Here is a 12,173-nt window from a genome sequence, read left to right on the forward strand (position 1 = left end):
GAAATGACTAAAACAACCTTATTAATAAAAGAGAGACAAGACAGAGCTACATGGATTGCCAAAGCAGAAAGAATTGGCCAAATTGCTGAGGCGGAAGCGAAAGAAGCAGATAAGAATGCTCGCTTTTCTTCAAAAGTGGCTGAAGCTATTCTAGAAGCGGATATTAACAAGCTCATGCGTCCGAAACGATATAACGGTTCATTTGTTGATTTACGTACTTATACAGATATTCTTAGAACGATTTCAAAGCATAGTATAGCTGCAGCTTGGTTAACTTATTTCTATTCCGCACATGATATTTGGCCAGCCTATTTGTCGCCAAAAGGAAGAGACATAGTGCTTGGACATAATGGTTTTGTAGCTGATGTAGTGGCACCAGTTGGCCGGGCTGAAAGAGTTGGGGATGGATTTAGTCTTAGTGGTCAGTGGAATTTTTGTAGTGGTGTATTATGGAGTGATTTCATCGGTCTGGGAGCAATGGTTAAACTTTCTGAAGAAGATGAACCGGAATATTGTATCTTAGTCGTGCCTAAGTCTGACCCCAATGTCAAAATTGTAGAAAACTGGGATACAATCGGTTTGCGAAGCAGTGCAAGTAATGGCGTGCTTGTTGAAGATGCCTTTGTGCCAGAACACCTTGTTTTACCTGCTCGTTATTTATTTCAGATTGGGAAGCCAATGGAGGAGGATTTTGATCAAAATGATCCGGTATACCGTATGCCATTTATGCCACTCTTCTTACTTGGGTTCCCGGCTGTTGCTTTAGGTGGTATGGAACGCTTAATTACAATATTTAAAGAACGTACGGAAAAGCGTGTACGTGTATTTAAAGGAGGACAAAATGAGAAGAAGTCGTCTGGAAGTCAACGTTTACTAGCTGAAATGAACATGCAATATCGAGCAGCAGAAGGTCTGTTGTATCGTTACATTGAAATCCTTGAATCGTGGGAAGCAGAGGGAAGAACGATTGTAAGTGATGAGGAAAGGGAAGAATTATTTGCTTTAAGAGCGCAGGTAGCAAGAATGGCAACAGATATTGCAACAAGAGTAATGCAAACGCTTGGAGGAACATCTATTTATAAAGGTGATTCGGTGGAACTATTTACGAGAGACTTACTAGCATTTGGTTCACATCCAAATGGTGCATGGGAGGATGGAATGGCTGCTTATGGAAGAACCATATTTGGCCAGCCGGGTGATCCAGTCTGGTAAACAATTATTTGCATTCATCTTAATCTTTAAATCTAGTTGAATAATATCTGCGTGGGGTCAAGTTGAGTGTTTTAATCTATAAAGCTATTATGTCACTTATCTCACGCAGAGATGTATGTATTGTTTGAATGTTTACGAAGAGACCAATGATTATATTCTGAAAATATTGAACAATTTGAATAATGATTGTACAATCTAATAAATTATTGTAAAGTAAGTCTCTTCAAACAAATTTTCTTATTTGGAGGGAATGCTCATGTTTAAGATAAAAGTAATGGATACGAACGATACCAACTATGAATGGCAGGGGTACGATTCTGAAAGTTTGCTAGATGGAGCGCAAAGGAATGGTATAAAAATCCCTTATGCGTGTAAAGGAGGAGGATGTGGGCTTTGTAAAGTTAAGGTAGAGGCAGGGAGTTTTAAAAGAGGGAAGAGCTCAATAGCTGTATTACCTGAGGATGAAAGGGTGTATAACCATTCGCTTGCTTGTAAAACATATCCAAAAGGCGATATGGAAATACTGTTAAACATTAACACCATAAAGTCTTATTAGGGGTGAAATATTGAAAGTAAACGAGTTAAATTTGGCACAGTTTTACCAAAAGTTAACTGGAGAAAATCAAGATCTTTTGAAAGAGCGTATAGTTACTACTCCAACAGCAGCGATAGGGACATTACGATATGAATTAATTGAAACTATTGGAATAGAAAGAACAAAAGGGTTTCTTTTACGATATGGTTGGCATTCCGGAGTTCATGATGCCAACTTAATTAAAGAACAAACTTTTGATAATAAAAGGGAAATGTTATTTGCCGGTCCTCAAATGCATATATTACATGGGTATTTAGGTGAAGTTGAAAATTTGACGGTAGAAGTTGCTTTTGATAAAGGAACGCTTTATCACGAGGCCATATGGAAAAATTCATATGAAGCAGAAGAACATCTAAAAAGATATGGCTATAGTAACGAACCTGTGTGTCATCATGCGACTGGGTATGCAAGTGGCTATCTTTCAACTATTCTTGGAAAAAAGGTAATTACTAAAGAAGTTAAATGTAAAGCAATGGGGCATGAAAACTGCCAGACTGTTTGTCGTACGGTAGAGGAATGGAACGGAGAAGTAGATAAAGAGCTTAAGTATTATGAAGAGGATTCTATTATCGACGAACTAAACGAGACGTTTAAAAAATTGAAAATAGAAAGGGATAATTTAAGTAAAGCGTCTGATGTTCATCAAAAGCTAGTCAAAATCCTGTTAGGTCAAAATGATTTATCTTCAGTTGCTAACACCCTCACACAACACACTAAATTACCTGTTTTAATCGAAAACGCAAATCTAGATTACATGGCATTATCAGGAATCCCTGAAGAAGAAGGTGTACGCTATTCAGAGCAACTGAGTAAAGTGATTGAAAGAAAAGGCAAAAAAGATGTGAACAACATGAACCACACAATTTTATTGGATTTTGTTGATCATAAAAGACTTATTACCCCTATTTATTTACAAAAAAACATTGTTGCTTTTTGTTCTTTTATATATAAAGATACAACACCTCAGGAAGTAGAGAAGTTAATATTAGAGCAAAGTTCATTAGTGTGTTCCCTTTATTTACTCAATGACCTTACACGTATCCAGACAGAACAGCGTTTGCAAGGAAACTTATTAGATGACATTTTAACAAATCAAATAACACATGAAGAACTTTCTAAAAAGGCCTATTACATTGGAATTCAATTAAAAGCCCCTTACTTTATGATTGCTATTAGTGTTTTCTCTCAAGATTCTACGATGAAAGAGCAATTAGGATTTAATGACCATTTTATCAATGAGCTTTCCATCTTTCTTAAAAGCCGATACATTAATGCGTTATTAGGACAAAAGTCAGGAAAGATAATCATGTTGTTATCTGAAGATACTATGCTTAAAAGTGAGGCCAATAAGAAAAATTTTTGTCAAACGTTGTTTGATTATTGTTCAAGGAAATATCCATTTCATAGCTTTAGGTTTGGTATTAGTTCAAGTTCCCCTAGCATAGACGAGGTTATTCAATTATATAATGAAAGTTCCTCTGCATTACAGGCTGCGAATCATCATCAGAAAATTGTTTGCTACGACCATTTAGGACTTGAAGGTATATTGTTGCAAATGAATAATGAAAGTTTGGAGAAATTTATTCAAAAGAAATTAGGTAGGCTAATAGAAGAAGATAAAAATAAGGATATGGAATTGACAAAAACGCTTTATTACTTTTTAAGCAATAACTGTAATATTAATAAAACAGCTAGAGTTATGAATTTTTCGGTCACTGGTGTAAGGTATCGTGTGCATAAAATTAATGAAATATTAGATACCGATATTAATCTGCCTGATGTTGGTTACCAAATATATTTATTCCTAAAGCTTTTAATACATTGGGGGAAACTAGATATTGATTTTAACCCTAGTATAGATCTTCATATCGATTAAGGATACTTAAGTAATAAGATTATATATTGATATTTAATATTGGAGGTAATATTGATGAATAGTACATATAAATATGAAGTTCAATTACCCGAAAAAATGGAAAATGGAAAGAAATATCCTGTTATATTTGCCCTACATGGAATTGGATATGAAGAACAATCTATGTTGAATTTAATAGACGAATTAAAAGAGGATTATATTTTAATAGGGATTCAAGGTAATCTGACTTATGAAAATGGATATGCCTATTATTATTTAAAGAATTATGGCAAACCTGAGCGTGAGTTATTTGATAGCAGTATGGAGAAATTAAAGAACTTTATAGAGGAAGCTTCCAATCATTATCCGATTGACCCGGATAGAAAATATTTAATCGGATTTAGCCAAGGTGCTATTCTTAGCATGTCACTAGCCTTAATTTTAGGAGATTCAATCAAGGGAGTTATTCCGATGAATGGATACATTCCACAATTTGTAAAAGAAGAGTATACGTTAAAGTCCATAGCCCACTTGTCAGTCTTTCTTTGTCAAGGTGCGACTGATCCAATCTTCCCATTAAATATTGGACAGGAAAACTATGATTACCTTTTTGAAAAGGCCAGATCCGTAAAATATACCATTTATCCAACAGCCCATGAAGTTTCAGATAATAATAAGCAAGACGTTGTTGCATGGCTTCGTCAAGAATTAGAAACTAATACTCAAAATATGGGGTTAAACCAATTCGTCTCTAAAGATTAAAAAACATTTGAAATAAAGCAAACAAATGGGAGGAGAATTTCAAATGGTAGAACAAGGGAAATTCATTGATGTCAAAGGAATTCGAACACATTATAATGAAGCTGGCCAGGGAGAACCACTTTTATTAATCCATGGCTCTGGTCCAGGGGTATCTGCGTGGGCTAACTGGCGTTTAGCTTTTCCAACTCTGTCAGAATACTATCATCTTTATGCACCAGATGTGGTTGGATTTGGTTATACGGAAAGGCTGGAAAATCAGGAATATTCCATTGATGTATGGGTTAATCATATGATTGATTTTATTGAAACGATTGGTGAATCAAGAGTTTCAGTGATTGGAAATTCCTTTGGTGGAGCCATTGCCCTTCACTTAGTCAACCGTCGACCAGACCTGGTTAATAAATTAATCTTGATGGGGAGCGTAGGAATTGATTCCCCTCTCTCAGAGGGTTTGGATGCAGTTTGGGGCTACATACCTGGTTTCGAAAACATGAAAAAATTAGTTAAGATTTTTGCGTATGATCAAAGTATGGCAGAAAATGATGATTTAGTAGAGATGCGCTATCAATCTAGTATCCAAGAGGGATTTCAAGAGGCTTTTTCAAGTATGTTTCCCGCACCAAGACAAAGGCATTTAGATGCCATGGCTTTGTCAATTGATGAATTAAAAAACATCCGGGTTCCTGTGTTATTAATTCATGGACGAGAAGATAAGGTGATTCCTGTAGAAGAAACGAGTTGGAAATTAGCTAAAATCATCCCTAACGCAAGTCTTCATATATTTCCACAATGTGGGCATTGGGTACAAATTGAGAAAACAGAACCATTTCTCACTCAAGTGATTGAATTTTTAAATCGATCAAAAGCAGCTAATCTTGTGTGAGACCAAACAGATTAAATATTGAGGATATTAATATAATTAGAAATAGATGGAGGAATATGAAATGGATGATCGTCAATTTCGCACGGCAATGGGTAAATTCACTACAGGGGTAACGGTGATTGCCACAGAAGTAGAGGGAGAGGGTGTACATGGAATGACGGCTAATGCCTTCATGTCTGTGTCACTTGATCCAAAATTGGTTGTAATTTCGGTTCGTGAACAGGCCCGAATTCTTTCTAAACTGCAGGAAAGTAAAATATTCTCAGTTAATATTTTAGCAAATGATCAACAGGAAGTATCCATGATATTTGCAGGTCAGTTAAAGGATAAACAAGTAGAATTTGACCATCTTGATGGGAAGCCGGTTATTCCAGGAGCTATTGCACAGATTGCATGTGAAGTAAGTGCAGAATATGTAGAAGGAGATCATACGTTATTCATTGGAAAAGTAACAGATATTCATTTGGAAGATAAGGAACCACTTATTTTCTATAGTGGAAAGTACCGTTCGTTGGAAGAAGAGAAAATAGTTACGGTATAGATTTTGGTGAACGGAGGAGCTGCATGGAAACAATTTATTTAGACAGTTATAATTTGCAGGAATGACAGCAGAAGGCAAATTCAAATGTTATGGCTCTTGGATTTTTTGATGGTATCCATTATGGACATCTAGAAGTTATTCAAACAGCTAAAGGGATAGCAAGGGATAAAGAGTTGTCTCTTAGCGCTATGAGTTTCTTTCCGCACCCAAAAGTTGTGATTTCTGATGGGAAAGAACAGGTAAACTATTTAATGCCCATTACTGAAAAGGAGAAGATACTTGAGTCTCTAGGTGTTGATACGTTTTACATCGTTAAATTTGATAAAACTTTTGCACAACTTTCTCCTGAAGAATTTGTGGCAGATTATCTGATTAGTCTTGGTGTTGTCCATGCAGTTGCTGGTTTCGACTTTACTTATGGTAGAAGAGGGCTTGGGAATTTGAACCGTTTAAAGCAAGATTCCAAGGGCCATATTGAAGCCACACAAGTAGAAAAGGTAGAGTGTGAGGGAGTAAAAATTAGTTCAACTCGTATAAGGGAAATGTTGTTACAAGGTAGGGTAGAAGAAGGCTTTAGATATCAAAAACTAAGGTTAGCTAAGAAAATGCTAGAATTAATTAAAGAAAATCCGACGATACAGGGTCACCGCCCATATTTTTTCATCTGCTATTATGCCTAATTGGAAGGAGAGAGAAGATTTGAAGCAGTATGAGAGAGAGGTTATTTCAATACCTGCAAGCGGAACTCTAGATTTAATATTTAAATATAGTATCCATGCTCATCCAGATAAGAAAGGTTATGAGTATAAAAACTCCCTCTATTATACGTTTAGAGGAAAGGGAGGGATAATGGAGAGATTGTATTTTGTTGAGGAAATTTTTAAACTTAATCCTTATGACATAAATATGATTAATAATACAATAAAAGATGCAAAGAAAAAGGAGAGAGTTATTCATTATATTGAAGAAAGAAAAAATACGTATGGTTTTAATGAACAGAATACTCCTTATAAATTCTATACACTAAAGCCATTTCTTGAATTAAAAAATAAGCCAAAACACCCGAAGCAAGCAAACCATTGTTACTTTACGATAAATGAACTTTTGAGTGGAAAAACAGAACTAAATACTTCTAATGAAAATACCAACGTTTCATACTTAGAAGGCTCTGTTCAAAAAGTATTGGTTAATAAGTATGAAAGAAATCCAAAGGCACGACAAGAATGTTTGACACATTATGGTTATAATTGTGTTATTTGTAATTTTAATTTTGAAAAAGCTTATGGGGAATTAGCAAAAGGAATTATCCACGTTCATCATATAAAGCCATTACATGAAATTGCTAGTACATATGAGGTAGACCCTATTAAAGATTTGCGACCTGTTTGTCCAAATTGCCATTCTGTGATTCATAGTAGAAGACCAGCATATGAAATCGAGGAGTTAAGAGAAATTCTGAAGCAGTTAAAGTAATTTTTTTAATGCAATATTTTACTTATGGAAGTTGATAGACAATTTATTAGCCCTATATAAAAAAGAAGAAGCTAATAAACGTTGATTTATCTTATAAATGAAAAAATATAGGAGTGGAAAAAACTTCTTAATACCCAAGAACGATAGTGGAATTTAATATTTTTTGGTATAATTTAGATAGAAAGCTATAGACTAGACCAATGGAAAAAATGGGATAAGACCGTTGTAATGCCTTGATAAGACTGGCTGACAGGGATACTGATGTCTTCTGCGGTCTTCAAAACCAGTGTGGATGGCGTACCTCACTGTCTGAGTGTGTCCCGCCAATTCTATATAAATTCTTACAAATAGAAAGCAAATACAAATGTTGGAATTATCGATTTTTAAAGATAAAGTGAAGTCTATTAAACTCATCATATAAGATTACCCTTCAAACTTATTAACGTTTAAAGGGTGAATAAATTATTTTTGAGTTTCTTCTATTATATATACTCCCCAAATACTTCAGGATTCCAACCGTGAATCGCATGTCTTTCCTTCTCAAAAATCTTTTCCAAATAGATCATCGTCGTTTCAATTTTTTCATGTCCTAATGAACGCATAATCTGATAAATGTCTACTCCACTTTTATGAGAAATAATTGCAAAGGCATGGCGAAAAGTATGCGGTCCAATAGAAGATGAACGATTTAAGAGAGAAGGAAGGTAGGTTTCTTTTATCATTTTTGTTAAATATTGGGATAAATAAGATGGTGTATAAGCTTTTCCTGTATTGGTTGTCATTAAAGGACTTTCCTTATCTGCCAACGATAGATTCTCAAGCCCTCGGGCATCCCGAAATATACGAATACTATCCAAGGTCTTTTCCTTTAAAGGAATCTGTCTCTGTTTGTTTCCCTTTCCTAAAACGTTCAGATAGTAGCTGTTGGTAATTGAATCATATTGAAGATCTCCTACCTTTAACTTACAAAACTCCTCATTTCTCAAACCTGTTGTAGTCAGAATATGAATGATTGTAAAGGCCACGGGATGTTTAATTCTACGAAAATAATCGAGTAGCTGTATGACTTCTTGTGGTCCAAGGTCACGATTAGGCCGATCATCTTTCCTTACTGTTGCAGTGAATAATCCTTTTTGCAAAGGTTCATGAATATATTCCACTTCATACATGAATTGTAGAAAGTTTTTAATAATCGTTGTTTTTCTTGCTAAGGTTGCTGGGGAGTACAATCCTTTTTTCTGTACATACGGACTTCTTTCTGCCAGCCATTCTTGGTACCTTCTAATATGACGCGGAGAAAGTGATTTGAATAAAGAACCTTCTATTATATAGTCCATATCAATATTGATTTCTTTAGAATACTGAACTAGCTGTTCTACAAATTGTGTGAGTTCCCGTTCATATTCTTTGATTGTTCTTATGGATTTGTCATGCTGCCGATCCAAATGTTCCTTCCGGTATAAAAACCACTGAATCATTTCTACATCAGAAAAATCCGCAAATGGCTTTTCAAGATTTTTTTCCGCCAGATCTAATCGCTCTTGTAAACTATGAAGGGAAGAACTGTCTCCAATTTTCTTTTTCCATTCACTTACCTGAAGGTTTTTATTAGTTAATGTTAGATCATTCATATTTAATTCACCTTATTTCTATATTTATAAAAATAATGTCTATAAATAACCAGATTATATATTTCTATGAATATATTAAGTTAATTACATTATAACAAATGCCTAAATGCATAGATATTCTAATCAACATAAAAAAACATTTCCTTTGTTTATGTTAGATTGAGTATCTATATTATTTAATTCTATTATTATCTATATATTTATTGATGTTTAATTATATATACTTTAGAATAAGCTTAATAAAGTATGAAAAAATATATAATTTAATTTATATTGTTAATAGATATCTAATAATTATAACTTAATGATAATTATTTATTGCTTTTACTATTATTTAAGATAAAGAAAAAATATATATGTAGGATAAAAAGTAGTAATTAAATATGGAAGGGGGATTTTGCCGTGGAATTGGGAAGGTCGGAGATCAATGAATGGTATACACAAAAACAAGTGGCTGAACGGTTAGGGGTTTCAAAGGCAACGGTTTACCATTATGCTAAACAGGGAAAAATCCGGAAAATTTCAGATCCTCACCGGCTGCACCGAGAAGCTCGATACTATAAAGAGGAAGTGGATCGTTTAGCCAGGGAGAGGGAGCAATATCCAACAGGTATGCGTCCTTCAGAAGTGGCCAAACAGTTGGGGCTATCTGTTCAAAGTGTCTATAAATATATCAAAGATGGAACCATTAAAGCTGTAGAAGTACCTTTCGGTGATGAACGAACGAATTATGTGATTTCAGAGGAGGCTTTCTTAGAAGCAAAAGAATTGTTTCAGTCCTTGGAGTTTGAGCGTGTTCGGAAAAATGAATATTATGATTCTGACTATAACATTGCGCTTTTTCAGTACTTCCAATCTCAAGACAGTACGGCTGCGAGGGTGATGAAGGATACAGAATTAAACTGGGGATTTTATCTTCCATACTATCAAAAATGGGTGAATTATAATGAAGGAATTGAAAAATATGGGCTGGAACCTTGTTATGAAATCCATAAAGATATACTAGATTATAAAGGCTATGTTCATATCCAGATTCCTAAAGGGGAAGATATTTTATATCCATTTATTGATTTTTTATATGAGTCTTGGGGAATTGAAAACGTAGGGATTCGGGAGCAGGAGCAGGGTGTATATATTTCGTTAAAGGCTGGAGAATTATCTCTTCCACAATCTATTCCTTTTAATTTGGACCTGCTTATTCCTTTTATAAAAGAGGGAACGATTGAGATTGCAGAAGGGTTATTTATTGTTCGGAGTGCTTATCGCAAAACGAATTTAGAACTGCCAATCAAGATGTTGGATGAGGTAAAGCAACTAGCAGAAAAAAAGAATCTTACCATGAGCCAGTGGGTAGAGCAGGTTATTCAACAAGCTCTACAAATGGAAGAATCCTAGAGAGAAAGGATTTGTTGCAACTCCTGAGGAATAATATAGAAATACACGATTATGGATTTAAAACAGTTAATATAGAGACATGTTTATAAAACATATATAATAGGAAGAAACTCAAATTCCCTATGAGGAGTGAGGCTGTATGTTTGAACAAATTAATCAGAAAAAAGCGCTCTTAGATAGCAAACGCCCATTACCGAGATATACTATAAAAAGTTTACGTGAAAAATTATTAGTAGAGTGGACCTATCACTCCAATGCCATTGAAGGGAATACGCTCACCATCAATGAAACGAAAGTGGTTTTGGAAGGAATTACAGTCGGAGGCAAAACACTTCGTGAGCATTTAGAGGTTATTAACCACCGAGAGGCGATTGCTTATGTAGAAGAAATTGTCTCTAAAGAAGAATCCTTATCTGAATGGCAGATTAAGAATTTGCATCGATTAGTACTTAAAGGGATTAATGATGCGTATGCAGGCGTCTATCGAGATCAGCAGGTTTTTATCCCAGGTGCCTCACATGTACCACCAGCTCCTTATTTAATTCAGGAACAGATGGAACAATTGATGACATGGTATCAATCAGAAGCTAAATCCCTTCATCCAGTGGAACGTGGAGCAATGTTACATGCTATTTTTGTCGGTATCCATCCATTTATTGATGGAAATGGTCGTACAGCACGCTTATTATTGAATTTAGAACTCATGAAGGAAGGATTTCCACCTGTCATTATTAAAGTCGTGAATCGTTTAGAATATTACGATGCTTTAGATAAGGCTCATATATCAAAAGATTACCATGATTTTATTGAATTAGTGGCAAAAGAAGTAGAGGATTCACTCAATTTATATTTAAGTGTGACTAATTAATCGATGCTAAATTATAAAATGAAATTGATTTAAAGCTACCGGTTTAAAATACGTAAGTGCTCGTAAAATTAATAGAAGAAGGCAGGCTGAGGCTAAATAAGACTGTCGATGAAGTCATTGCGTATCATGATTCCTGCTATTTAGGCCGCTACCATAATGTGTACGATGCACCACACGATATTGATTCTAGGTATTACACTTGTTGAACCTGAACGAAACCGTGAAACAGCCATGTGTTGCGGAGCTGGCGGCGGACGTATATAGATTGAAGAGGATGCTGGAACGCGTATCAACGTGGCTAGAACGGAACAGCTGTTAGAAACGAATCCAACTATCATCAGTACAGGCTATCCATACTGCTTAACGATGATCGGGGATGGCACAAAAGCAAAAGAAGTAGAAGAGAAGGTTCAGACATTGGATGTTGTAGAGATTTTGGAGAAATCTGTTATGTAATGCGATTCAATCGCGTAGGAAGTGGTGATTAGCCTCATCCTACGCGATTTTTATTTCTTAATTTGTTTATAGAGTCGATAGCAAGTTCTTTTTTTATTTTATAAATTATAATAACCGGCTGCACCGAGAAGCTCGATACTATAAAGAGGAAGTGGATCGTTTAGCCAGGGAGAGGGAGCAATATCCAACAGGTATGCGCCCTTCAGAAGTGGCCAGACAGTTGGGGTTATACGATATTGAGAAGGTTAGCAAGGCGTAGTAATATAGCGACTACCAGTAGATATTTGAAAGATTCGTATGGTGATTTGGCAGATGCGGTGTTGAAGTTTTAATTTTCTATAGTAGATGGATGGATCTCTGCTCATTGTCTTGATTTTATAAAACAATAAGGGATGAACATAAAAAATAAAGCAAAAAACAAGAGTCCTTTTATTGACATAAGGCTCTTGTTTCTTCATGTATAATATCATTTTTACTACGCTCACTTAATTAATCATCCCAC

Annotated in this window: 10 protein-coding genes and 2 pseudogenes; 11 read left to right on the top strand and 1 reads right to left on the bottom strand. The window is 35.1% G+C overall.

Going from position 1 to position 12,173, the window contains the following annotated elements:
- Nucleotides 1-3 precede the first annotated feature (3 nt).
- The 8 genes and pseudogenes from F4V44_RS25860 to F4V44_RS25895 all read left to right on the top strand — a co-directional run bounded on the left by F4V44_RS25860 (nt 4) and on the right by F4V44_RS25895 (nt 7,321).
- Nucleotides 4-1,212 (top strand): acyl-CoA dehydrogenase family protein, encoded by a 1,209-nt coding sequence (locus F4V44_RS25860; RefSeq protein ID WP_150442857.1) that lies wholly within the window; start codon nt 4-6, stop codon nt 1,210-1,212.
- 256 nt (nt 1,213-1,468) lie between these two features.
- Nucleotides 1,469-1,768, top strand: a complete 300-nt coding sequence (locus tag F4V44_RS25865) for a 2Fe-2S iron-sulfur cluster-binding protein (protein WP_191090868.1) — start codon at nt 1,469-1,471, stop codon at nt 1,766-1,768.
- A gap of 10 nt (nt 1,769-1,778) precedes the next feature.
- Nucleotides 1,779-3,683 carry a XylR N-terminal domain-containing protein gene (locus F4V44_RS25870; protein WP_150442859.1) on the top strand — a complete coding sequence of 635 codons (1,905 nt, stop codon included), beginning with the start codon at nt 1,779-1,781 and terminating at the stop codon, nt 3,681-3,683.
- A 54-nt stretch (nt 3,684-3,737) separates the two neighbouring features.
- Nucleotides 3,738-4,424, top strand: coding sequence for an alpha/beta hydrolase (locus F4V44_RS25875; protein WP_150442860.1), 687 nt, complete (start codon nt 3,738-3,740; stop codon nt 4,422-4,424).
- Between the two features lie 43 nt (nt 4,425-4,467).
- Nucleotides 4,468-5,307, top strand: a complete 840-nt coding sequence (locus F4V44_RS25880) for an alpha/beta fold hydrolase (protein WP_150442861.1) — start codon at nt 4,468-4,470, stop codon at nt 5,305-5,307.
- 61 nt (nt 5,308-5,368) lie between these two features.
- On the top strand, nt 5,369-5,848 hold the full coding sequence (locus tag F4V44_RS25885; RefSeq protein ID WP_150442862.1) for a flavin reductase family protein: 480 nt from the start codon (nt 5,369-5,371) through the stop codon (nt 5,846-5,848).
- Between the two features lie 80 nt (nt 5,849-5,928).
- Nucleotides 5,929-6,528: pseudogene (locus tag F4V44_RS25890) on the top strand (hypothetical protein); the annotation flags it as partial.
- A gap of 19 nt (nt 6,529-6,547) precedes the next feature.
- Complete coding sequence (locus tag F4V44_RS25895) at nt 6,548-7,321, top strand: HNH endonuclease (protein ID WP_223882039.1); 774 nt, start codon at nt 6,548-6,550, stop codon at nt 7,319-7,321.
- A gap of 482 nt (nt 7,322-7,803) precedes the next feature.
- On the opposite strand, the gene F4V44_RS25900 is transcribed toward F4V44_RS25895, so the two are convergent.
- Complete coding sequence (locus F4V44_RS25900; RefSeq protein WP_150442864.1) at nt 7,804-8,952, bottom strand: tyrosine-type recombinase/integrase; 1,149 nt, start codon at nt 8,950-8,952, stop codon at nt 7,804-7,806.
- A 402-nt stretch (nt 8,953-9,354) separates the two neighbouring features.
- Between F4V44_RS25900 and F4V44_RS25905 the strand changes: the two genes are divergently transcribed.
- The 3 genes and pseudogenes from F4V44_RS25905 to F4V44_RS28075 all read left to right on the top strand — a co-directional run.
- The gene (locus tag F4V44_RS25905; RefSeq protein ID WP_150442865.1) at nt 9,355-10,347 is read left to right on the top strand and encodes a helix-turn-helix domain-containing protein; all 993 of its coding nucleotides are present in this window, start codon (nt 9,355-9,357) and stop codon (nt 10,345-10,347) included.
- Between the two features lie 139 nt (nt 10,348-10,486).
- The gene (locus F4V44_RS25910) at nt 10,487-11,215 is read left to right on the top strand and encodes a Fic family protein (RefSeq protein WP_150442866.1); all 729 of its coding nucleotides are present in this window, start codon (nt 10,487-10,489) and stop codon (nt 11,213-11,215) included.
- Between the two features lie 56 nt (nt 11,216-11,271).
- Nucleotides 11,272-11,671 (top strand): annotated as a pseudogene (locus tag F4V44_RS28075) ((Fe-S)-binding protein); the annotation flags it as partial.
- Between the last annotated feature and the right edge of the window lie 502 nt (nt 11,672-12,173).

The organism is Niallia endozanthoxylica (assembly GCF_008710145.1).
In the GTDB taxonomy this organism is placed as follows: Bacteria; Bacillota; Bacilli; order Bacillales; family Cytobacillaceae; genus Bacillus_BD; species Bacillus_BD endozanthoxylica.

Bases quoted from the DNA above. Each gene is read 5' to 3' on its own strand.
- F4V44_RS25860 (WP_150442857.1), top strand. From the start codon at position 4: ATGACTAAAACAACCTTATTAATAAAAGAGAGACAAGACAGAGCTACA.
- F4V44_RS25865 (WP_191090868.1), top strand. From the start codon at position 1,469: ATGTTTAAGATAAAAGTAATGGATACGAACGATACCAACTATGAATGG.
- F4V44_RS25875 (WP_150442860.1), top strand. From the start codon at position 3,738: ATGAATAGTACATATAAATATGAAGTTCAATTACCCGAAAAAATGGAA.
- F4V44_RS25880 (WP_150442861.1), top strand. From the start codon at position 4,468: ATGGTAGAACAAGGGAAATTCATTGATGTCAAAGGAATTCGAACACAT.
- F4V44_RS25885 (WP_150442862.1), top strand. From the start codon at position 5,369: ATGGATGATCGTCAATTTCGCACGGCAATGGGTAAATTCACTACAGGG.
- F4V44_RS25900 (WP_150442864.1), bottom strand. From the start codon at position 8,952: ATGAATGATCTAACATTAACTAATAAAAACCTTCAGGTAAGTGAATGG.
- F4V44_RS25910 (WP_150442866.1), top strand. From the start codon at position 10,487: ATGTTTGAACAAATTAATCAGAAAAAAGCGCTCTTAGATAGCAAACGC.